This is a genomic window from Desulfitobacterium sp. PCE1, from assembly GCF_000384015.1.
GTDB lineage: Bacteria > Bacillota > Desulfitobacteriia > Desulfitobacteriales > Desulfitobacteriaceae > Desulfitobacterium > Desulfitobacterium dehalogenans.
On sequence record NZ_KB913023.1, the window covers coordinates 3,136,932 to 3,160,523 of the forward strand.

Consider the following 23,592-nt stretch of genomic DNA (forward strand, 5'->3'; position numbering starts at 1 on the left):
GGATTTATCTGTTTGAACTTGCTGATAATGTCCACCTGAATATTTCGGTTAGGTAAAGCAGGCATCACGGTGAAGAATTGAGCACCTGTCCTGGTTATATTTAGCATCGGTCGCGATAGACCAATCGCCTTGAAAAAGTGATCTGTTCGTCGCCTTGACCCTATTTAAAACTTTATGGGGACTGGATGTATGATCCTATTGTGAAACAGGGTTGGGCAATGGAATTTGAGGGGTGAGGATATGTTTGATTTGGAGCGAATGGCACATCAAATGACCATGAATTTGTTGAAAGATTCACAGATAGAGGCAGTAGAAAAGGCTAAGGTGGAATATGGGCTAGCTTTAGTGTTGGGACTGGGAATAGAATTCATCCTAACGGTAGGGGTTTCTCTCTTTCTGGGAACGGCGGTTTATACAGCATTAATTATGCTATCCGCCCTTGCCTTGAGGATTTTTACGGGGGGAGCCCATTGTTCAAGCTTCTTAAGATGTCAGGTATTTACATGGGTTCTTTTTATCGGCAGTTCTCTTCTTATAAGGAATATGGTCTGGAGTTTCGAACTAAGTGTTTTAATAATGGCTTCATTAACTCTAGGAATAATAGCCTGTATTCTAACTGGAAAGCATAAACGCTCTAGTCTAGTAGTGTGGATACTATTCACTATATTGCCTGTTATAGGTATTCTGGTTCTGAATAAACCACATTGGCTTATAATCCTAGCTTTATCAAGTTCGACAGGCATATTTTTGCAGTCATTGATGGCAAGTAGGATAGGTAAAGTATTTGTGGAAAAAAGTGATCAGGCCATGCAGAGGTTAGGAATTTCCTAGAAAAACAATAACCCCGCACAGCTCCTGAGTTAAGATGGAGTGATATGCGGGGCTAATTCTATTTTATTAATGATATGGGACAATTACTAATCGTACAGAATTACGATACTTTAAAGATTTACCTCAATTGTACAAACTAATTTTATCCAGTGTTATAGAAGAAGCAAGTAATGACTAATGTGAGGTAGACAGTTTATTATTGCCCCTGGATATTACTGAGGATTTTTTCAACTAACGTGTCCTGGGAACCCCCCCCCCGCTCCATGAACCGGATACCTAAACGCAGACACTTGGCTGTCGACAAAATAACCTGCAGGTTTGCTTTAATAACTCGTTACCCGCCGTTTGTACCTTTACCACGGACGATTACATCTGTCGGAAGCCGTTACGGAGTTGGAAGAGGCAGTTATTCAATTCTCAAGGTTCAAGGTCCTAAATGATGATTTACTAAAGGAGGCAACCGATGAGTAAACATAATTTCTACTATGACGAATCAGAGCATAGTAGAAAGATTAATCACAACACAATAACTGCGGATAACTACTACGACAATTTTATTGCTGTGGTTGTTGGCTGGCACTCGAAGAATGAAACAGAATTGTTTGGAAGATATGCTGCATTTGAAGAAAAATATAAACACAGACAATCAAAAGGTGAATTAAAAAGCACCACCATCAAACAAGGTCAGTTGAAAAATGGCTTTGCCTCTTTGAATAGTTCCAATATTGGTTTATTAGAAGATTTTTTATCCATATTCTATGAGAAAACTCTCATCTATTTAGCAGTCATAAGCAAAGTCGAATATCTTATTTCGCAGTTGTTTGAAAACTATCAAAACACCGTATTTGCTGATATGGATGCTTTTAGATACTCAATCGTAAAGTCTTTGTTAGAGTACCAACCAAAAGAAATACTTGAAGGCATTTTCGATAATACCGCCGATCTTTTAAGTTCGCTGAAGGTGTTTTTTGGAAACAAAATTGAGCAAAACAAATCAAACATTAAATTAAAGGAAAAAGAGAATGAGACCTTTAAGCAAATCCTTATACTTTTAGACGATATCCAAACAGTCAAAACTATTGATTGGAATTACGACATTGCTTTTTGCTTTTATTGGCTTAAAAAAATACTTGTATGAGAACACGATTAATGATTATTCGTTAATTGTAGATAAAGAAGGCGGGAATGAGAATACCTCGAAAGCAGCGCAACGAGTAGGCCTAGGAAATGTTACTGAAGAAAATTCGGTTAATTCTCTTGGAATTCGTATTGCTGATATGTTGGCCGGTATAATTTCAAAACTGCTGAAAGCATTGAATAATGCCTTACACTATAACTCTCAAGATGAAGGAATTAAAAAGAAAATTCTAAATAAAAGCTGGTTTGAAATTTATGAACGTCAATTAAACCTTTATAAAAAAATGCATTCGGTAATAGTAGCTTTGGATAAAGCATGGTATAAAGTATATTCAGGGATTTACAGAGACGACTTAATTGTCTTTATTGCCTTTTTGGGATTTATGAACCATTTTGAATTTACAAAGGACATTAATGCAAGCAATATGGATATGCAAGGCGAGTTTTTCAATACTTATGCTTGTAAATGCTTGGAGGACTACTTTCAGAGAATGGGGAACAAACTGCCAATTGATCCTATCGACAAAACTCCTAGTGAATACTTTTTGAATCAAAGAGGAGCTAAGGTCTACTTCGATATAAAAAAACAACCACTGCTCAGAATTACAAATGGTCAACGCATCTGCAATGTTTTATCGGTCGGTTTTAGCAAGGAAATGATACCCCTGGTGACAGTTGTGGAAACACATGAACCAAGATGTTATCGTCTCCCAGTTGAATTATCAGAATGGGCTATGACATTAGTTGGATTTGCTAACAGGGGAAAAAACTTGCTTCCCTCGAAAGTTAGGTTTTCTAAAACTAAAGATGGATGCTATGCCGATATTTTATTAACCCTAAAGATTGCCGAGGAGGTACACCATATGGCATACACCCTAAGCCAACTCTGAAAAAGCAGTTATTGAGGTCTTCTGCGACACGCTGAACTACGCTCAGACTTGGCACGAGACTACACTGACCGGCTGTAGACGAACGAACTACTGCCATCCTTGCTCTGCATCAACTCTAAATTGCCGGAAGCTACACTATCCGAGGCGGTTTATAAATCTAGCAGTCAAAAGGGGTTATGGGCCACATTTACATCCGAATGGTAAACTTAGAAATCCAATTAAGATATGCTGATACTCCTTTTACCTATTCCATTATGATTGAAATTCAAAATGAAAAATAATGCTCTCCAAAACCCGGTGAGACCAATCACCTCTATTTTGCTCACTAGCTGACACTACTGAGGAAAAGAGTAGAAAGAGGGAGCCAACGACACAGGTACTGAAAAATAACAAATTTCCCCCTGCGCAAGACAGAAGCACCTAACCATCTTCTTAAAACAGGTCAACCACTCCTACACCCGCCTTCCGTGAGAACCTTTATCCCATGCATTCTTAACCCATTCCTACCCCCAGGCAACACCTCCCCATACAAAGTAGAAATACCCTCAATGGGTTATATATCACACAGTGGGAGACGGATGATGGTGTGTAGATAGAACGGAACGACTCACTCGTTTCGCTCCTCAAGGAGCCTTGGTGGTCAGTGAAAGTTCGATTTCTTCCCCCGAGGAGGCTTTACGCGCTAGCAAAGCCGGTGCTCATTGTGCCTTAATCGGAACTGCTATTCTCAAGGCACAGGACTCAGTGGCAATGTATCGGAAGTTTAATAACTTAAGGAGAGCGTGATGACTAGAGTAAAGATTTGCGGCCTGATGAATGAAGGGGATATCCGGTGCTGTGTTCAGGCGGGAGTACATGGGCTTGGTTTTGTCGTGGAGTATCCCGTTAACGTACCTTGGAATCTAACTGTGGACAAGGCAAAGGAACTGATGCACAAAGTGCCTCCCTTTGTCAGCACTGTGGCAGTGGTGGGAGGTACTTCAGAGCATATTCTTAAAGTAGCCAAGGAAACGCGTCCTCATATTATCCAACTGCACAGCACCCAAACCCTTCAAGAAGTAAAAGAATTAGCCCAAGAGCTGAATTTACAGGGAATTCAGGTGATCAAGGCCTTGCGCCTCGATCAGGAAGGCAAATGTGATTTTGAAATAGATGACCCGCTTATCGCGGCTCGCAGCTTAGCACAAACCAGCTTATCTGCACTCTTAGTTGACTCTTATACCAAGTCGAAGCCAGTAGGTACCGGAGTAAAGGTGGATTATTCCCTATTTAGACACTGCAAAAAGAAAGCACCCTCCCGCTGATCTTAGCTGGAGGGTTGACTCCAAAGAATATCTCCGAGGTTATCCAACAAACCAACCCCTATGCCGTAGATGTCTTAACGGGAGTTGAAGAAGCACCTCAGCATAAGGACGGAAAAAGTCAAAAGATTCATTAAAGAAGTCGGTAGCTTTATCCCCAGAAAAGATCCGACCCATAGCCTATGATGATATGATCCTGTCCACTGCGAGGATACGTCAACTAAACTTCAGTAACAAGTACGATATTTCACCGGAACTATCGAGAGTAAAACTCCACCTGATGAAAGTTTCCTATACCATGCTGAACATAGTGATGCATCGTGACCAAATGGAAGGAAAATACAGATCTCTGTCGAATTCTTCCTTCTATAGGAGGGATTTGTTTGTTTGCTTCTGTTCATGGGATGGCAGTCTCTGGAATTCAGGCACACTTAATTCGGGTGGAAGTGGATGTGTCCAACGGTCTGCCTGGGTTTGATATCGTTGGGCTTCCCAATACGGCAGTCCGTGAGTCACGAGAGCGTGTTCGCTCGGCTATCAAAAATTCGGGCTTTGATTTCCCTTTACAGCGCATTACGGTAAATTTGGCTCCGGCAGACCTTAAAAAAGATGGTTCAGGTCTAGATTTACCCATTGCCATCGGCATACTTGCCGCGACAGGGCAATGTTCACCTAAGAGCCTGACTAATGATGTCTTTGTCGGGGAATTATCTTTAGAAGGACAGCTACGGCCAGTCCCAGGAATTCTCGCTATGGCTGTATCTTTAGCCCAACACTCTGAATATGCCCTCATCGTTCCTCCAGAGAACCTTCTTGAGGCAAATCTCATTGATGAGATTAAGAGCGGCTCCGTAGATAATCTAGCTCAGTTAGTGAATTCTTTAAAGACTGATCTGCTCTTTAGTAGTACCCATGCAAAATCACTCCACCCCACTATCGAGATTTCTTCGGATAATACTATAGATTTAAGTTCTATACGGGGTCAACAGCAAGCCAAAAGGGCTTTAGAGATTGCGGCCGCCGGTGGACATAACCTTCTGCTTATTGGTTCACCTGGCTCAGGAAAAACTATGCTGGCTAAGGCCTATGCGGGAATTTTACCTCCTTTAACTAGAGCAGAGAGCCTAGAAGTTACAAAGATTTATAGCATTGCGGGTTTGCTAGGTCATAATGGACAGCTTATTCAAGCGAGACCCTTTCGCCAGCCTCATCATTCGGCAACAGCTGCGGGAATCCTCGGAGGGGGCCGTGATCTTAAGCCAGGCGAACTAATACTGGCAAATCATGGGGTGCTTTTCTTGGACGAGTTACCGGAGTTTTCGCGAGAAGTTCTGGAATCTCTGCGCCAACCCTTAGAAGACCGTGAGCTTACTTTAACCCGCCAGCGGGGCAGTGTCAAATACCCCGCACGCCTGAGCCTTGTTTCCAGCATGAATCCCTGCCCCTGCGGATGGCACGGGGATCCTAAGCGAGCCTGTATCTGTACGCCACGTCAAATCAGTAATTATCGCAATCGGATATCCGGCCCCTTACTGGATCGCTTCGATCTTCACATTGAAGTTCCCCGGGTGGAGTTTGATGACCTTCACCGGTATTCGGAGAGTGAGACCTCAGTGAATGTTCAAAACCGTGTTCTCAAGGCACGCCGACGCCAATGGGCCCGTCTAGGGGAGAGCAGAACTAATGCGGAGATGAGTGCTGGGGAAACATCCGCTTTCTGTAGTCTTGACTCCACTGGGGAACAGCTTCTTCGTAATGTGTTCGACCGCCAGCACCTAAGCGCTCGCAGCCACGATAGAATACTGCGGGTTGCCCGTACCATTGCTGATTTAGATAGTAAGGAGAATATCTTTCCTCTTCATCTCGCCGAAGCCCTTCAATACCGAACCTTGGACCGCCCTACTGCATACTGATCCTGCTATATAAAACAAGTCAGAAACGGCTGGAGAATAGGGCATTTCCCTGCTCTCCAGCCGTTTGCTTTGCTATTATTATGCTTAAGCCGTAATGGTAACTCCGGTCTCATAGAGCTTTTCTTCAGCAATGAGCTTAACCTGATACTTTCCGGATAATCCGGTCTTATTGATATAAACATCAATGTTACGAGGGTCTGCTTTTTGGAACGTCCCCACGCACATAGCTTGAAATGCCTGAGGTACGGTATTGATAGGATATCTTTTTACCCCGCCGTCTCCATCCACCAAGAGTAACTGAGCCAGTTCCCCAGCGTCAAAGATGGCATTCAAGAGAATTCGATCCTCTTCTTCTGTGATGGATGCTTCATAATGATCCGGCACCCTTTCACCTGTCTCCACAGCCTTAATCTTCATTTTTGTCTCTTGGGTCTCAACTAAATTGCCAAGTATTTCTCCCGCACCCAATTCAGCAGTTTCGTAGGCATAGTAGAGGGGTAGTTTTTCCGCCCGGTAACAATTGGCAGGTACTTGTAATTCATACATGAGCACATCATCTTTGAGCTCACAGGTAATGGAATTAAAGGTGTACACATTATCCTTAAACTCCGGTTGTAATACCTTCATAACCGCCATACCTTCGCAGGTTTCGCCGTTTTCATAGCCAATACCACCGGAGTGAACCAGATAGTGACCTTCATCATAATACTCAACATTGCAAATGTAAGGTGAGAAAAATTCAGCGCCCCGTTCTTTCCCATATTGCCATACTTGTTCTATGGTCATCTTTTCAGTATCAATACGGTATCTTACACCACGGCTGAAATTCTGGCTGTTGGGCAAGTAGTTTTCTTTGTTTTTTGCTCTGAAGTGACCATTGTCAAAAAGCATGATATCTCCATCGGGCAAAACAACACAAGCATGCTGCTCATACTGCCAGTCGAACTCCCCTTCCCCAACCGGGGTAAAGAAGTATTGATCCACCATGTCCTGAGGCCACCCTTCAGGGTCCCCAATGATCCAGTTTAACTCCCCTGTTTCATAATCAATATTGATCACTGCGTCTTGGTGACGACCGGATAAACTTAGGCTGTTGGTCTTCCTATCATACCAAACGGCATTATTGTGAAACCAGTCGTGAGCATCTTGACTTCCGGAACCGGCTACATCCTGTGGCAAGACCTTTTTATAGTCCCAGGATTTCAGAATTTCCCCTGTTTCGGCATCCAGCAGCACACACATATCCTCAACCGTACCGGAGTAAAAATCAAAGGTGAGAACCAGGATGTTGCCATCCTCCATTACGAATTGATCATGATGGTATCCGCTGGGCAGACGGTATTCCTTGAATATTTTCCCGCTAAAGGCCATTTCATAAAGGCCTGTGGTGAAATAAGGCATTTTCACCAAACGTTCAGTTCCAATAAGAATATGGCCATTAGGTATACGCTTGAGGTCAAAGGCGAAATTTCTCGTAGCATACCAGCGAACCTCACCTGCATAGTCATAGCCTACAGGCATAGCTTTCATAGCCGCCGTCAGGAACATCAGATTATTTCCCATGTATTCAGAAGTAGTCTTAATCGAGGTGGCTACCGGAACATCAGGATGAAGGGGCCCGGTTTTGATGGTTACCATATTCCTCTGTCCATTAGCCAGGACGATTTCAACCTTATTTTCGTAATCTGCATAAAGCCCATAAATCGGTAGAATATGCTTCTTATTAGCAGGAAATGTATGCCGGATATCTCCAGGATGCTCTTTTCCACGAACGATAATCGTGGCCTCAGTGGATACCGGTGTTTCAAATAATATCATGGCCGTTAAGGGGCAAATCTCATAGGGATTGAGTTCAACCAGTGGGTCAGCCAGCGTATAATGGCCCGCTGAGAATTCAGCTAAAAAAGCTTCTTCCAAATCCTTTTGCCTATGGATAATATGGGGAATTTGTTCACTTTTGATCGGATTCATCATTCAACACTCCTTATTGCAATTGCGTACTTTAGTCAATTTCTTCTAGTGCTTTTCCACCCGTACGTGCCCCTAAGGCAAGAACGAACAAGCCTGAGAATGTCATTAAGGAGGCAATACCAAGATATAAACCTTTAAAGCCGTATCCTGCCATGATGAGGGGAATAAAAAGTTGAGAAGCCGATACACCGAGACGTTGGCAGGCATTGACGATACCCACGGCGGTATTGCGCATTTTGGTCGGAAAATGTTCAGGAACATACGCCATGGCGATAAATCCGGTACCCATACCTAAAGCGTTTAACATAAATGCCACAATCATAACGACCATATAGGTATTGCCCAGGCCGGCAAAGATTACGGTCATGATAGCACCTGCTAAAACACCTACGGCTATAGGAATCTTCCGACCGCCTTTATCTGAGAAGGGTGAAGAGAGGAACAGTCCCACCGGGCCACCCAGCATAAAGGCAGTACCAATGGTTAAGCTCTGTTCGAGGGTAAACCCTTTCATGGTGAGGAGGGTTGGTGTCCAGACAGATGTGGCAAAGCTGGCAATATTGATAGGAATACCAAAGCCCAGCAAAATAAGAGTGCGTTTTAGATACTTCCCTTTGAACATTCCTGAAAACTGTTCAACAAAGCTTACTTTTGGCGGAGTATGCTTGGCAGCCTCTGTTAAATCGACTGCTACGCCACTGAGTTCTTCGACGATTTTCTCAGCTTCAGCGATTCTGCCTTTGCTTACCAGCCAACGTGGAGATTCTTTAAGATATTTAAGACCCAGTACGAAGCTTATAAAGCCTAAGCCACCCAGATAGAAAATAATCCGCCAAGCTTCCGGACTTGTAGGAATAATCGCTCTGGAAATAAATCCGATGGCCGGCATAGCCATAAACCCTCCGGCGGCGGTCAAGCTTTGCCATTTACCCCGACTTTCTCCAGGAGCCATTTCCGCGATATAAGCAATTGAGGTAACCATCATCATGAAGATACCGAATCCCGTTGCCGCTCTGGCGAATACGAAGACGGAAAAGTTGCTGGTTAAGCCGTTAAGGATAGACATAGAAGAGAAGATCAGCATAGCTAACAAAAAAGTCTTGCGACGGCCGATAGCATCAGAAATAAATCCTCCCAGGAATCCTCCAAGGGTCATGCCCAGAAAATAAGTTGAGGTAATTGTGGCGATTTGATTTTGTTGGAAAAACCCTCCACCAACAAGAGCAGGAGCAATAAAGGCAAAATTGTTATTGTCCATTTGCTCGAAAAAGTATGACAAAACAATGATGACAAATAAAAACAGATGCTGTTTGGACACAGCCAATCCATCGAAATAGTTATTGGGTTTCTTTACTTTTGGCCCATCGGTAAGTGAAATTTCCTTACCTTGGTTAAATTCTACACTCATACATTTCCACATCCTTTACATAGTCAGCCTAAAAATTGAAAGTATAGGTTCGGGGGCAAAGAAGAAAGACAGTACTTTCACAATTCCTCCTTCAAGGCTTTTCTGTGAGCCATAAAAATAAGTAAAACTGATGGACCAATTGGCTGACTTTATTGTAGGATATTGCTAGGGCTTTGCATAATATAGGTTTTGTTATGCCAGGTATGTGAAAAAAAATATATGCACTTACTCGTGCATATATTGCATACCCATATTAAATTCCAACCTCTATTCTATCTGACTAATTAGGTTATCCTGAATCAGCTCTTTGACCAGAGCAAGCAACTCTCTTTCGATAGATGATAAAGATTCGTTAGGGTAGTATAAGATGAAAATATCCCACTGCTCACTTAACTCCGGCATGGGTATAGCTTTAATCATTCCACTGCTCATATATAAATCGTTGAAGGATAAAATCTCTGGAAAAATGGAAAACCCGAAGTCCGCACCGATCAGCTTTTTAAGCAGCTCAATGTCTTCAACAACAATTGGCTTATTGAAAGGATATCCTAAGTTTCGCGAAGTTTGAATATAGTTTGTTTTATATGAAATCATTTTCATCGACTTAATATCAGAGAAGCTAATCCGTTCTCTATCTGCCAAAGGGTTCTTGCTGCTTAAGAAAAGCAATAATTTGGCCTGACCGCCGGAGATAATCTCGCATTCAATTTCAACGTCTTTAAGCTGCTTGAGCAAATCCTTTTTGCCCTCTTGTCCGCAGGGTATGACGCCTATGGAGTATGCTCCCTTATCCATGCGCTCCACAATTTCATAATAGGGTGTCTCATGAATATGCAGATTAACCTCAGGATAAAGAGCGTGAAACCTCAGCAGTAGATCCGGGGCTATGGCATTAGCGAAGGCTCCCGGTATAGCCATCTGAAGATTACGGATTAGGACCTTTCTTCCATCCATAATTTCTTTAATCTTTTCGCTTAATCCCACAATATTTTTTGCCAATTCCAAGGCAACTTCTCCCTGCTCTGTAGGCAGCACACCTGTATTACTGCGTTCAAAGATTTTCAGGCCCAGTTCCTCTTCCAGCCGGCTGACGGATACGCTTAATGAGGGTTGGCTGATAAACAGTGAATTAGCAGCCTTGGATAGAGATCCATGTTCGTGAATCTTTATGATTTGGTCAAGCTGTTCTATACGCATGGATGAATTTTCTCCTTAACTATAGTTGCCGACAATTGTTTCGGTGAGCATCTTCTTTAATTGCCGCGCAGAATGCGACAAAGGTTTAGTTCTGGAATAGATGAGATACATTTTCATTTTGATTTCATCTTTTCCTTTCTCGATAGTACGATAGTTCAACAACCCTTGTTCAAAAAACAAATCATTATAAAAGAAAAAACGAGGAAACAGAGCGATTCCCTGATTTTTTGCGATGATCATTTTCATGACCTCTCGGTTATAAACAATCAGGAATTGACTCTTAGTCGTATTGATCCCACAAATTCGTAGCAAATTACGATATCTGCCGCAATAATCCACAAAAGTCATTCCTTCCAAATCGGACAATCTTATGATCTCTTTATCTGCTAATGGATGCTGATTACCGACAATCAAGCTCAGGTCATCCTGAATAATTTCTTCATAGGCTATATCACTTCCATCAAGGAGCCTTCGCATGGTCTCATCATAATTGCTGGTCCACACCGTGACCCCCATTAGACATGTTCCCGTGGCAACCTTTTCAATGATTGCAGTGTCTATATCCTCTGTAATCATTAGATTAATATTAGGGTATTTTCCGTTGAAACCAGTTATCAAACAGCTGGCATATGAGTTGAAAACTCCCGGCGCAAGAGTCAGACTGAGATTTCCGGTTAGGTTGGCTTTGCCACTTGCCAGAGACTTAAGTTCCTCCATATTATTAATTATTTCACGAGCCAGTCCGACAACTTCCTTCCCTTGACAGGTTGGAATTAAACCTGCTCGATTGCGCCGAAATATCTTATATCCTAACTCATCTTCCAGGTTCTTCATGGAGTGGCTAAGCTGAGGCTGGCCCATAAAGAAAGTTTTCGCCGCTTCCGATATGGACCTTTTATTATTAATTTCAATAATATGCTGGAGTTGCTCTATTCGCACAGAAACTATCCCTCCAATAAAGTTCATTTATTTGGGAAGTATCACTTTGAAGGTTGTACCTTTTCCGACCTCGCTTTCAACTTTAATCTCCCCATTATGGGCCTCAACGATCAGCATAACAATGGATAAGCCTAAGCCCATACCTCCTTCTTTCCGCGAGCGGGATTTATCCACCCTATAGAATCGATCAAAAATATGGGGAAGGGCTTGAGGAGGAATTCCCTCTCCTTGATCTTCTACATTAAACTGAATATGCTCCCCATAGTCAATGATTCTAATGTTGACACTTTTCCCCTTAGGAGTGTGCCGGAACGCATTTTCTATGAGATTGATAAAGACTTGGAGCAAACGATCTCGGTTGGCATGGATGACTCCTGTACCATTATCCATCTCTAAATGAATTCCTAACTCTTCTGCCCGTCCTTGAAAGCGATAGTGCAACTCTTGGAGAAAACTAGCCAAGTCAATTTCTTTCTTCTCAAAATTCTTCCAGTTGTCAAAGCGGTCCAACTCCTGGAGTTCCATGACTAATTTCGCTAAACGTTTAGCCTCTTCCAACACCAAATCAATGTTTTCCGCTTGCTCCTCTTCGGCTATTACTCCATCTTGAATAGCCTCTAAATATCCTTGAATCAAGTGAAGGGGGGTTCGTAATTCATGAGTGACACTGGCCATAAAATCCCGCCGCTCTTTTTCAGCCCTTAAGGATGCGGTAATATCCCGCAGTACAGCAACATAGCCTTGCTTTCCATCTTCAAATTGGGTTGTTGCCATAGCCACTTGAAGCACTTGGGTATCCAAGTTGAAATGGATCTTGTTATCGATCTCAACATCCTCCATGAACTCCCGTAAAAAAGTCATAAGGGCTTCTTTCCGCTCCGGGGACTCTTCGTCCGGCCCCGACCCTTGCCAAAGGGCTTTAGCAGGTTCATTGGTGTAGAGAATCTCCCCACCCGCATCCAGCATAATGACGCCATCGCTGATCCCTTCTACAATACCCAGGAGGAGGTTTCTCTCCTCGGATAGCCAAGTCATATGGTTCTTCAGGCTTTCTCCCATAGAGTTTAAGACATCGGCAAGTTCACCCAACTCATCACGGCTTCTCACTCCGGTGATGGGCTGAAAGTCCCCGTTAGCCATTTGGCTGGCCCCTTTTTGCATCAGAGCTAAGGGCCTCGTCACTTGTCTTGCGAAAACTAAGCTTACCAGGGTAGCCAACACCACAGCTGCCAGAGATACGTATAAAGTCATCCGTCGAAAAGCATTAATACTATCTTGAACAGGGGCCGGCGATGTCCCCAACACCACAATAGCCTCACTTGGGGTCCCTATGGGGGCCGCAGCGATCAGCATTGCTTGTCCCGTCTGATTCCTGGGGATAGCCTTAATCGTTATAACCTTTCCCGCCAAGACCTCGGCAATATCCGTTCTAGATAAGAAATCCGAAGGGTATAAAGAGCGGATAAGCCAGCTCATCTCCCCTGAAACGTCACCCCAACCGATACGGTCGTTGGTTCCGAAGCTTGCCGCTACATTCCCACCTTTGATGGCAATGATTTCACTGTAACGGTCAATGACAACCATCTGGGTATCCGAGGAAAGACGGATCTCATCAATGGCAAATAAGCGCTGAGACCAGTTAGGCTGCTCCCCGAGATAGTGAGATATTTCCTTAACTTCATTTCCCAAAGTATCCAATGTTTGTTGGAAATAAAAATCACCGAAAAGCAAAGTGATTGTTATCCCTAATCCACCTAATACCACTAGGATTAAAGCGGTAATGGCAGCCCATAATTTTATACTGATACTTCGTGGACGAAGATCAAACTTCAATTTTTTCTCCTCTTTTCAAGTGAAGACTTAACCTATTCATTGACTGCTTCAGGATCGAATTTATAGCCCACTCCCCATACCGTAGCCAGCATACTTCTTACCTTAGGATCCGCCAGCTTTTCGCGGATTTTTTTCACATGTGTATCCACTGTACGGGCATCCCCGTAGAAGTCATAGCCCCATACAGTCTCCATAAGCTGTTCTCTGGAAAACACCCGGCTGGGGTTTTTCGCTAAAAAGTAAAGAAGTTCAAATTCCCTTGGGGTAAAAGGAATTTGTTCATCCTCAATAGACACCCGATGCTTCTCCTTTTCAATCTTAAGGGAACCAAAGACTAAATCCGAAGAACTTATGGCAGTATTCCCCCGGGAACGCCTTAAAAGGGCTTTTACTCGTGCCACAAGCTCCTTGGTACTAAATGGCTTTACCAGATAATCATCTGCGCCCAATTCAAAACCCAGCACTCGATCAAACTCTTCCCCTCGGGCAGTAAGCATGATGATAGGGATATCGGATTTCTCTCTTACATCCCGGCATACCTTCCAACCATCTATCTCAGGCATCATTAAATCAACGATAAGCAGGGCATAATCCCGTTTCTGGATTTTTTCCAAAGCTTCCCGTCCGTTTCCCGCCTCATCCACCTCATAGCCTTCCCGTTCCAAATACATGCGAACCAAATGACGTATGCGTTCTTCATCATCGATTACTAAAATGGGATTCATAGCTGTCTCCCCTCCAATATTGTCTTATATCTGCATTTTATCATACCTCTACTTTATAACAAATAAGAGATCTGATTCCAATGTAATACGTTTGCTCGGGTCGTGTAGCTTTCCCCACATCCGTACCTTCGGGCGTGGTCTCCTGTGCGTAAAGCTACGCTTGCGGGCATATAGGGCCACTCTTTTCAGAATGTGGATTTATCAATATTATTTAAATGCTACGGATCCAGATAATATCCGGCTGACTGCCTTCCCGGTCTTGGGAACGTATGGCAATTATGTCAAAGCGTAAAGAAGGCCACTCTTTATACTTCCTATAGTTTAAATAATGAGTAGCAATACGATAAAGTCTCTCACGCTTCTTAGAGGTAATGCTCTCTTCCCCCCATCCCTGTCTTCCGGTGGAACGAGTCCGAACTTCAATAAAAACAATCGTTTCCCCGTCTTGAGCGATAATATCCATTTCCCCTAAAGGACAGCGATAATTGCATTCCCGAACAGTAAGTCCAGCCTGCTTAATATGCTTTACAGCAAGTTCCTCTCCATATTTTCCTAATGCTTGCCGACTTTCGCTCACCGACAGCTCCCCTTTGATTTCCTTAGTTCCCTAAGGTTTTTTCGCTTATCTGCTATTTACATATTCTAACACACAACAAGGTTCTTTGTCCCCTTCCCTCTTGTTCGGGTAGGTGCAAAGGAGGAAAAATGTTATCCGGGCCGTGTAGCTTTGCGCACAACGCTCTCTCCATAGCTCCAGGGCTGGAGCGTTAGTTTTGTCCGCGCAGCTTATGGAGCGAACGGTGTAAAGCAAAATCTTGGAGACTTAGCTTGTAAATCTTTTTCAGAGTAAACGGTCATACCACGCAGAGTGCCCTAAGAAGAGCAAGACGGTAACTGTTGAATCTACAAAGAAAAGAGCCCCAGCCTAAGCTGAGACTCTCCAAAGAACAATTGACATCCACGGATTCTATTTTACCAGGCTCGTAGCGGCTGTAATCGCCATTTGAGCCAGAGGTGTGGGATAAATACCTAAGACAATGGTAATGATCATAGAGAATACCATACCAAATTTGGCAGCACCACGAACCGGTACTTCAGGTAATCCTTCCCCATCGCCTAGATACATGACCTTAACAATCGATAAATAGTAGTAGACGGAAATCATACTCATCACAAAACCAATCACCGCTATCCAGACATGACCTTGGTTGACGACAGCTGAGAAGAGGTAGAATTTACCTACAAATCCTGCCAAGGGAGGAATCCCAGCCAAAGAAAGAACGGATAAGGTGAGAACTGCGGCGGACAGCGGGGAGCGTTTAGCTAAACCTGCATAGTCCTTAATCTCTGTGCTGCCCTGAGATTGGGCCACGTGGGTAATCACCGCGAAGGCCCCTAAGTTGGCAAAGACATAAATCATCAGGTAGAACAATACCCCTTTAATCCCGTCCAGAAAAGCACTGACCGGATCGACGCCCCCTTGGGCTGCCGTGCTGGCAATGGAGACTGCGATAACACCAACAATGACATAACCTGCTTGGGCAATCCCTGAATAAGCCATCAAACGTTGGATGTTCTTTTGCGGGAAGGCCATCAAGTTTCCGATGATCATGGTTAAAGCAGCCAGAACAAGAAGCAGAATGAGCCCAGCTTCACCCATGGAGTGATTGTACATCATTAAGACATAGAATCTGATCAGGGCTGCGAAACCGGCAGCTTTGGAAGCAGTAGCTAAGAAGGCGGTAATCGGAGCAGGTGCCCCTTCATAAATATCCGGCGCCCACATATGGAAAGGAACCAAACTAATCTTAAAGCCAAAACCGGCCAGCATCATCACGGTAGCCAGAATGGTCACCGGATTCGCTTCCGCACCCAAGGTCATGGCCACCGAGTGCATCTGGGTGGAGCCGGTGAGTCCATAGATAAGGCTGATACCATAGAGAAGCACTGCCGAGGAAGCGGCTCCAAGAACTAAATACTTAATACCGGCTTCTGAGGATTTTGGATCATTGGGATGGTAGGCTACGAGAATATAGAAGGTTATGGTCATCATCTCTAAGCCTACATACATGGTGATAAGATCCCCTGCTCCAGCCATGAGCATCATGCCCAAAGTGGCTATGAGCAATAAGGGATAGAACTCTCCACGATGAGCCTGGAATTTAGCCACATAGTCTTTCGTTGAGAGCACCACAAGGAATGCCGCAATGACGAAAAGAATCTTAAAAAAGCCTGCAAACTGGTCATGCATATACATTCCTTGCAGGAACGCCGCATTTCCACCATAGAAGAAATCATAGACGGCATAAGCAAGGGTTCCCAAGAGGGCGAATAAGGTAAGAGGGAACATTCCCTGTCTTGACCCGCGGGGAAGGATTAATCCTACTGCGAATAAGCCAAGGCCAAGGACTGCCATAATGATTTCCGTTGAGAGTAAAGATAATTCGAAACTCACCATTAGAACAACCCTCCCATCTTCGCCTGAGTCACAGCTTCAAGCACCTTGGCTAACCCTGAGGATTGGACCCCGGTGTCAATCAATTGCAGTACGGTGTTCGGGAACACACCAGTGATGATGATGACAAAGACCAGAACAACCAAAGGAACAAGCTCAGGACCGCGCAGGTCTTTCAGATGATCCCATTCCTTACGGCGAGGTCCGAAGAGGACATTGGCAATAAGTCGGAGGGAATAAACCGCTGTGAAGATAATCCCGGCGATACCAACTATCGCATGGACCGGCAATACCTTAACCGTTCCAATGAAGATCGTAAATTCACCGATAAAGTTCACTGTGCCGGGCAATCCCAGGCCAGCCATACCTGCCAGTAAGAAACCTACGGCCAGGCGTGGCATCTGATGGGCAAGCCCGCCCAGTTCCGCAATATTGCGGGTATGGGTCTTCTCATAGATAAATCCGATCATGGAGAAGAAGAGGGCTGACATCACGCCGTGCGCAAACATCATGGCCACTGCGCCATTGATACTGGTTATATTAAGTGCCGCCACGGCAATCAGAACATAACCCATATGGCTTACGGAAGAATATCCGACCACATATTTGAGGTCTTTCTGTGCTAAAGCGATGAAGGCTGCATAGAGAACGTTAATCACCGCTAAGACGGCAATCACCGGCGCCCAGAATTTTGCACCCAAGGGGAACACCATAAGTCCCAGGCGAATTAAACCGTAACCCCCGATCTTCTTCAAGACTCCGGCGTGAATCATACTGACCGCTGTAGGAGCGCCGGCATAACCGTCAGGAGACCATGAATGGAAGGGGAACATAGAAATCAGCGAACCAAAGCCTAACGTTAAAAGACCGAAGCAAATGATCTGGAAGGTCTGGTCATACTGAAGCTTTGCCAGCTCATCGAACATAAAGGTCGGCCCCTGGCCCAGGGCGGCCAGCTGGTTGGTAGCATTGACCCAAAGGGAAACCATAGCCACCAGCAATAAAGCGGATCCGATCAACAGGTAGATGGTCAGCTTCATCCCTGCATACTCTTTGGTCACCCGTTTTGTACTTCCCCAGATGATAACCATGATATAAATGGGAATAACCACGATTTCATAGAAAAGGAAGAAGATAAACAGGTCGCGGGCAATGAAGGTTCCCATAACCCCGGCAATCAGGATCAGGAGAAGAACGAAGAACTCTTTGACACGATTGTCGATGTTCCAAGAGGAATACACGGCAGTAAAGCCGATGAGGTTCGTGAGTAAGAGCATAGGAATACTAATGCCGTCCACCCCGAAAGCCAGATTAACACCGATATCCGGAATCAGCGGAATCGTGAGATTAAACTGCATGCCTGCTAAGGAGCGGTCATAGGCAAAGAATACATAGAGAGAAAGTAACAATGAAGTGAGGGTACCCAGAGCTGCCACCAGTTTAATCGTCTTTCCTTCCTCTTTGGGCAGGAACACAATAAGCAGTGCTGCCAGAATGGGTGCTAACAGTGCGAATGGCAGAATAAAGGAGCCCACTTCAGGCTGAAGTGCCAAAGTCGACATTACTTAACACCTCCTAGCATAGCTGCGGGATTAAGCGCCGAAAGCTGTCCCTCTCCCAAGGCGAAGACAAGATAGATTACGACTATAGCAAAGAAGAATACCAAAGCATAGGTTTGCAGCTGACCAGTGGTGGTCCGGCGTAAGACGCGGCCCGAACCCCGGGTAACCGCTGCCAACCCGTTAACAATACCATCGATAATATAGAGGTCAAACCAATAAAGTACTTTGGCTACAACGCCATCCATAACCTTATGAATGAACCAGAGATAGATTTCGTCGATATAGTACTTGTTTTTAAGAAGCTTATAGACACCAGGGAAACGGGCAACCACATTTTCAGCTTTAATAGCCCGGGTCACATAAGTGATGTAGGCCAAACCGATCCCCAATACTCCTGCGATAATAGAAACAGAGGCAACAAGCCAATCCATAGCATGAGGGTGGAACGCGCCGTAACGAACGAAGAAACCAAAACCATGCTCAGGCAAGGCAACCCATCCGCCGACCACGCTGAAGAAGGCCAGGATGATCAAAGGCAAGGTCATCACCCAAGGAGATTCGTGAGGATGATTTTCCGGCTTCTCTTTACCCATGAAGGCCACAAAGAAGAGACGGCTCATATAGAAGGCGGTCAGGAAGGCGGTAAACAAGCCTACTGCAAAGATGATAGGATGACCATTATGCAATGCGGCGGCAAGAATTTCATCTTTGGAGAAGAATCCGGCAAAAGGCGGAATACCGGCGATAGCCAAGACCCCAATGAAGAAGGTCGTGCCTGTAATCGGCATCTTCTTCCAAAGTCCACCCATATCCCAGATGTTTTGCTTTTCATGCAGGGCATGAATGACAGAACCTGCTCCTAAGAACATTAAGGCCTTAAAGAAGGCATGGGTCATCAGGTGGAACATGGAGGCGGTTAAGGAGCCGACACCAAGGGCGAACATCATATACCCCAATTGGCTTAAAGTTGAATAAGCCAAGATCCGTTTGATATCGTCCTGCGCAATGGCAATGGTGGCCGCAAAAATTGCCGTAAAGGCACCCATTCCTGCCACCAGCTGCAGAGCAAAAGGAGACGCGTTATCAAAGAGGAAGAACATCCGTGCGACCAAATAGACCCCGGCTACAACCATGGTTGCAGCGTGGATCAAGGCGCTGACGGGTGTAGGACCTTCCATGGCATCAGGCAGCCAGACGTGTAAGGGGAACTGACCGGATTTCCCAACAGGCCCGATGAAGACCAAAATTGCCATGATGGTAAGATAACTTACTCCGCCGATCAGGGCAAAATCCTGGAAGTTGGTCGCCATTTGAACGGATAAGGAACCAGGACCATAAAAATCCAAGGTACCGAATTGGTTATAGAGGAAGAGAATTCCCAAGAGCAAGCCAAAGTCCCCGACACGGGTGGTAATGAAGGCCTTCTTGGCCGCTTCCCGGGCGGACACCTTAAAGAACCAGAATCCGATGAGCAGATAAGAGCATAGTCCTACGAGCTCCCAGAAGATAAACAATTGCAAAAGGTTTGTTGCTAAAACCATGCCCAGCATGGAAGCTGCGAATAAAGATTGAAAGGCATAATAACGTGAAAAACCGGGGTCTCCATGCATATATCCGATGGAGTAAATCTGAACCATGGATGCAACCAAGGTCACTACAAATAACATCATCGCACTCATAGGATCAATGAGTGTTCCAAAGTCAATATGAAGTCCGCCGATGCTGAGCCAGTTCACAGTGGTCAACACGGGGTTTTCAACGACTTGCGAGCCAGACTGAATTACACCAAGACCGATAGCTATGGACAATCCAAACGAAGTAAGAATCGCCAAAATAGAAATGGTGGAGGACAGTCTTTTGGATCGCTTTGTGACTAAGGCGATGAGTAGAAACGACAGGAAGGGCAAAAAGGGAATCAACCATGCCCATTGAAAAAGATCATTCATTTCCTTGAACACCTACCTCTCCATAGACTCTCTACCACTTCAACCAGTTGAATTCATCCACATTCGTGGTACGGCGATTGCGGTAAATGGCGATAACCAACGCCAATCCCACGGCAATTTCCGCTGCAGCAACAACGATAACAAAGATTGCGGCCACCTGTCCAATGAGGGGATTTGTCCCGGGACTAGCCCAGGGGGCAAACCGACTAAAAGCAATGAAGTTAATATTCACTGCGTTAAGCATCAATTCAACGGACATGAGAATGGCAATGATGTTTCGCTTCACGAAAACTCCGTAGAGCCCCAGGCAAAAAAGCATCGCTCCAACCAAAAGATAGGATCCAAGCCCAACGCTTATACTCATTTGCTTTCATGCCCTCCTTTCGCGATAATCACTGCCCCAATCAATGCTACTGTAATAAGGATGGCAGCTGCTTCAAAAGGTACCATATACCATGTCAAGAGCAGCTTGGAGAGCTCCACTGTAGTCCCTCCCGCAAGTGCAGGCATGGCAAGAATTCGCCAATCACTGTTGGTCAGAATAACCAAGGCCAAAACAATAAAGACAAGGGAACCCACCAAAGCCCCTTGGGTCCATTTTTTTGTAACAGGGCTGCTTACAGCCACATCGCCCCTTAAGGTCAGCATGACTGCAAAGATAACCATAATCGAAATTGCTCCTGCATAAACTAAAAGTTGAACTGCTGCAAGATACTCAGCATTTAAGAGAACATACAGGACGGCAACTCCAGCAAAGGAAAGAGCCAAGAAAAAGGCACTGTGTACAATATTTTTCGAGGTGACAACTCCCCATGCTGAAGCCACGGCGATTATGGCGAAAATGAAAAATACAATCGTCGCCATAGTACTCATTCGTTGCCCTCCTTCCGATTACGCTTCGAACGCTCAATCATGTCCCAATATAAATCCTCGGGATAGAAGACGGAGTTCTCAAACTCTTGGGTCACTGTCAGTGCATCCGTCGGACATGCTTCCGTGCATAGGCCGCAGAACAAACAACGTCCCACATCCATGTGATAGGATTTAAGAACTTTTTTATTGTTTTCATCCTTTTCACTGGTTAAAGTAATGACCTTGTTCGGACAGGCCAAAGCACACAATGTGCAGGAAATGCATTTTTCCGGTTCCAGTCCCATCGAGCTGCGAACGGCCTTGGGAAGATCCGGCATGACCTCAGGATAGAACTCTGTGACGTTTGGTCCGAGCATCTTCTTGAGTACGATGCCCATTCCCGTTAATAATCCTTTACCTAACACTCTGTCACCCTCCAATCACGAGTTGATAGATGTAAATCCCCAAACCCGTCAACAAGATGTTGAGAAGCGCGAGCGGTAACAAGACCTTCCAGGCCAAATGCATTAAGTGGTCAATCCGAATCCGCGGGAACGTCCAACGAACCCACATGGAGACAAAGATCAAGAGACCTACTTTTAACCAGAACCAAGCCCAGCCCGGTAAAACTGCCGGCCCTTGCCAGCCACCAAGGAATACGGTGGTTGCTAATGCGCACATAGCTACAAGATTAGCGTACTCACCAAGGTAGAATAATCCCCAGCGCAATCCTGTGTACTCCGTAAAGGGTCCGGCGATGATTTCCTGGTCAGCTTCTAAAAGGTCGAATGGCGCCCTGTTGACTTCCGCTTGTCCGCAAATCAAAAAGATTATAAATGCTAAAGGCTGTAAGAAAATAAAGGGCAATGTCGCCTGTGCTTCCACGATTTTCGTTAAATTAAAGGTCTGAGTCAGCATGACAACCCCAAGAAGTGAGAAGATCAAGGGGATCTCGTAACTGATCATCTGTGCAACAGCACGCATACCACCCAGCAATGAATACTTATTGTTGGAACTCCATCCTGCCATTAACAGGGCAAGAGTGGATATCGAGGTAATTCCCAGATAGAAAAACACACCCAGTTCCAGATCGATAACGGTCATGGCATAACCAAAGGGAATGATGGTCAAGGTCAAAATGGGAATACCAAATATAAACATAGGAGCAATCCTAAACATAAACCGATCCGCGTTTGCGGGCACAAGATCTTCTTTACCCAGCAACTTCAGAGCATCGGCAATCGTTTGAAACCATCCACGTGGACCTAAGCGGTTTGGACCGGGACGCTGGGATCCCCAACCAGCAATTTTACGTTCGAGAACAATCAGTAAAAGCGCTGAAATGACGATCACTACGATGATAAGTATCATCCCGATTAAGGTCATGGTTAAGTCTGCCCAAATCGAATTCGGATCCGCAAACAAACCACGGATGGCATCCGCAATATTTTGTGGCAACTCATTTAAAGCACGTATAGCTTCCATCTTCTTCTCCCCTCGTTGAGAGTATTACTTATCCACTTCACCAAGTACTGCATCCAAGGATGCAAAGCTTGCGATAAGATCTTGAATATAGGTGCCCACACCAATTTCACTTAAACATTGAAGGTTGACGAAGGCGCCGGCCCGAATCTTAACCCGCTCAGGTTTCGGTGTTCCATTACTTACGATATAGAAACCGAGTTCACCTTTGGGATTTTCCACGCGATGATAGACTTCACCGACCGGTGGTTTAATAATTTTAGGCACTTTAGCCATAATCGGACCCTCAGGGATATCCCTGATCGCTTGGCGAATGATCTTAAGGCTTTCGTTCATCTCCATGAAACGGATCAGATTGCGATCATAGTTATCGCAACCGTAAAGCACCGGAACTTCAAAATCAAAGCGATCATAAATCCCATAAGGCTCAGCCTTCCGTACATCATATTGGACACCGGAAGCCCGTAAAGCCGGACCCGTGATGCAAAGATTCTCTGCAGCCTCCTTGGTGAGAATACCTATCTTTTTCATCCGTGCCTGGGCAATTTCATTGCCCATATAAATGTTAAAATACTCCTCAATCTTTTCCGGCATATCATCCAGGAAGGATTCCAAAGCAGGCCAGAATTCTGCGGGAGGCTCTGCACTGACTCCGCCAATCCGCATGCAATTCACAGTCAAACGACTGCCTGCTATCATTTCAAACAGATCAAGGATTCTCTCCCGATCCCGGAAAGGATATCCCCAAGCCGTCCATCCTGCCATATCCAAGGCGGAACTGGCGATGAATACCTGGTGGCTGGCGATACGAGCCAACTCGGCTAAAATAATCCTGAGGTATTCCGCTCTCTCCGGAATCTCAAGGCCCATTAATTTTTCAACAGTTTGGACATAGGCCAGATTATTATGAGGTGAGGCCAGATAATCCAAACGATCGGTATAGGGAATAAATTGCGGATAGGTACGGCTTTCTGCGATCTTCTCCAACCCGCGATGCAAATAACCAATCTTAGGTTCAATACCGGTAACAGTTTCCCCCTGTAAACGAACAATCATACGAAATACGCCGTGCATACTCGGATGTTGGGGGCCCATGTTTAAAAGGAGTTCTTCTGTTCCTTCATTGTATATATCAGACATGGCTCTACCC

The 23,592-nt window shown here is 44.9% G+C and carries 21 protein-coding genes and 1 pseudogene; 7 read left to right on the forward strand and 15 right to left on the reverse strand.

What is annotated here, in order from left to right; translation table 11 throughout:
• Positions 1 to 240 precede the first annotated feature (240 nt).
• The 7 genes and pseudogenes from DESPCE1_RS0115690 to DESPCE1_RS0115715 all read left to right on the forward strand — a co-directional run bounded on the left by DESPCE1_RS0115690 (position 241) and on the right by DESPCE1_RS0115715 (position 6,072).
• Entirely contained in the window at positions 241 to 831 is a 591-nt protein-coding gene (locus DESPCE1_RS0115690; protein WP_019851007.1) for an accessory gene regulator B family protein, read from the forward strand.
• 463 nt (positions 832 to 1,294) lie between these two features.
• Entirely contained in the window at positions 1,295 to 1,969 is a 675-nt protein-coding gene (locus tag DESPCE1_RS23850; RefSeq protein ID WP_242835401.1) for a hypothetical protein, read from the forward strand.
• Positions 1,911 to 2,858 carry a hypothetical protein gene (locus tag DESPCE1_RS23855; RefSeq protein ID WP_242835402.1) on the forward strand — a complete coding sequence of 316 codons (948 nt, stop codon included), beginning with the start codon at positions 1,911 to 1,913 and terminating at the stop codon, positions 2,856 to 2,858. The genes DESPCE1_RS23850 and DESPCE1_RS23855 overlap by 59 nt, the downstream gene beginning before the upstream one ends.
• A gap of 600 nt (positions 2,859 to 3,458) precedes the next feature.
• Positions 3,459 to 3,644 (forward strand): annotated as a pseudogene (locus tag DESPCE1_RS24210) (hypothetical protein); the annotation flags it as partial.
• A complete protein-coding gene (locus tag DESPCE1_RS22135) occupies positions 3,644 to 4,162 on the forward strand; it encodes a phosphoribosylanthranilate isomerase (RefSeq protein ID WP_019851009.1) in 519 nt (172 codons plus the stop codon). The pseudogene DESPCE1_RS24210 and the gene DESPCE1_RS22135, both read left to right, overlap by 1 nt.
• Positions 4,163 to 4,176: 14 nt before the next feature.
• The gene (locus DESPCE1_RS24050) at positions 4,177 to 4,296 is read left to right on the forward strand and encodes a hypothetical protein (RefSeq protein WP_019851010.1); all 120 of its coding nucleotides are present in this window, start codon (positions 4,177 to 4,179) and stop codon (positions 4,294 to 4,296) included.
• A 246-nt stretch (positions 4,297 to 4,542) separates the two neighbouring features.
• Complete coding sequence (locus DESPCE1_RS0115715; RefSeq protein ID WP_019851011.1) at positions 4,543 to 6,072, forward strand: YifB family Mg chelatase-like AAA ATPase; 1,530 nt, start codon at positions 4,543 to 4,545, stop codon at positions 6,070 to 6,072.
• Positions 6,073 to 6,156: 84 nt separating this feature from the next.
• Here the strand turns inward: DESPCE1_RS0115715 and DESPCE1_RS0115720 are convergent, their stop codons facing one another.
• The 15 genes from DESPCE1_RS0115720 to DESPCE1_RS0115790 form a co-directional block, all read right to left on the reverse strand.
• On the reverse strand, positions 6,157 to 8,043 hold the full coding sequence (locus DESPCE1_RS0115720) for an aryl-sulfate sulfotransferase (RefSeq protein WP_019851012.1): 1,887 nt from the start codon (positions 8,041 to 8,043) through the stop codon (positions 6,157 to 6,159).
• Between the two features lie 31 nt (positions 8,044 to 8,074).
• A complete protein-coding gene (locus DESPCE1_RS0115725; protein WP_014794991.1) occupies positions 8,075 to 9,451 on the reverse strand; it encodes an MFS transporter in 1,377 nt (458 codons plus the stop codon).
• 267 nt (positions 9,452 to 9,718) lie between these two features.
• Positions 9,719 to 10,648 (reverse strand): LysR family transcriptional regulator, encoded by a 930-nt coding sequence (locus DESPCE1_RS0115730; protein WP_014794992.1) that lies wholly within the window; start codon positions 10,646 to 10,648, stop codon positions 9,719 to 9,721.
• Positions 10,649 to 10,663: 15 nt separating this feature from the next.
• Entirely contained in the window at positions 10,664 to 11,587 is a 924-nt protein-coding gene (locus DESPCE1_RS0115735) for a LysR family transcriptional regulator (protein ID WP_014794993.1), read from the reverse strand.
• 27 nt (positions 11,588 to 11,614) lie between these two features.
• The gene (locus DESPCE1_RS0115740; protein WP_019851013.1) at positions 11,615 to 13,420 is read right to left on the reverse strand and encodes an ATP-binding protein; all 1,806 of its coding nucleotides are present in this window, start codon (positions 13,418 to 13,420) and stop codon (positions 11,615 to 11,617) included.
• Positions 13,421 to 13,452: 32 nt separating this feature from the next.
• A complete protein-coding gene (locus DESPCE1_RS0115745; protein WP_014794995.1) occupies positions 13,453 to 14,145 on the reverse strand; it encodes a response regulator transcription factor in 693 nt (230 codons plus the stop codon).
• Between the two features lie 211 nt (positions 14,146 to 14,356).
• Positions 14,357 to 14,722, reverse strand: a complete 366-nt coding sequence (locus DESPCE1_RS0115750; RefSeq protein WP_014794996.1) for a YraN family protein — start codon at positions 14,720 to 14,722, stop codon at positions 14,357 to 14,359.
• A gap of 390 nt (positions 14,723 to 15,112) precedes the next feature.
• Positions 15,113 to 16,603 carry an NADH-quinone oxidoreductase subunit N gene (locus DESPCE1_RS0115755; RefSeq protein WP_019851014.1) on the reverse strand — a complete coding sequence of 497 codons (1,491 nt, stop codon included), beginning with the start codon at positions 16,601 to 16,603 and terminating at the stop codon, positions 15,113 to 15,115.
• Entirely contained in the window at positions 16,603 to 18,162 is a 1,560-nt protein-coding gene (locus DESPCE1_RS0115760) for a NuoM family protein (protein ID WP_014794998.1), read from the reverse strand. Before DESPCE1_RS0115760 ends, DESPCE1_RS0115755 begins: the two co-directional genes overlap by 1 nt.
• Positions 18,162 to 20,120, reverse strand: a complete 1,959-nt coding sequence (nuoL, locus tag DESPCE1_RS0115765; protein WP_019851015.1) for an NADH-quinone oxidoreductase subunit L — start codon at positions 20,118 to 20,120, stop codon at positions 18,162 to 18,164. Before nuoL ends, DESPCE1_RS0115760 begins: the two co-directional genes overlap by 1 nt.
• 19 nt (positions 20,121 to 20,139) lie before the next feature.
• The gene (nuoK, locus tag DESPCE1_RS0115770) at positions 20,140 to 20,472 is read right to left on the reverse strand and encodes an NADH-quinone oxidoreductase subunit NuoK (protein WP_014795000.1); all 333 of its coding nucleotides are present in this window, start codon (positions 20,470 to 20,472) and stop codon (positions 20,140 to 20,142) included.
• Positions 20,469 to 20,981: an NADH-quinone oxidoreductase subunit J gene (locus tag DESPCE1_RS0115775; protein WP_014795001.1), complete on the reverse strand. Its 513-nt coding sequence runs from the start codon at positions 20,979 to 20,981 to the stop codon at positions 20,469 to 20,471. The genes nuoK and DESPCE1_RS0115775 overlap by 4 nt, the downstream gene beginning before the upstream one ends.
• Complete coding sequence (locus DESPCE1_RS0115780) at positions 20,978 to 21,385, reverse strand: NADH-quinone oxidoreductase subunit I (RefSeq protein ID WP_014795002.1); 408 nt, start codon at positions 21,383 to 21,385, stop codon at positions 20,978 to 20,980. The genes DESPCE1_RS0115775 and DESPCE1_RS0115780 overlap by 4 nt, the downstream gene beginning before the upstream one ends.
• A gap of 4 nt (positions 21,386 to 21,389) precedes the next feature.
• Positions 21,390 to 22,445, reverse strand: coding sequence for an NADH-quinone oxidoreductase subunit NuoH (nuoH, locus tag DESPCE1_RS0115785; protein WP_019851016.1), 1,056 nt, complete (start codon positions 22,443 to 22,445; stop codon positions 21,390 to 21,392).
• Between the two features lie 24 nt (positions 22,446 to 22,469).
• A complete protein-coding gene (locus tag DESPCE1_RS0115790) occupies positions 22,470 to 23,582 on the reverse strand; it encodes an NADH-quinone oxidoreductase subunit D (RefSeq protein WP_019851017.1) in 1,113 nt (370 codons plus the stop codon).
• Between the last annotated feature and the right edge of the window lie 10 nt (positions 23,583 to 23,592).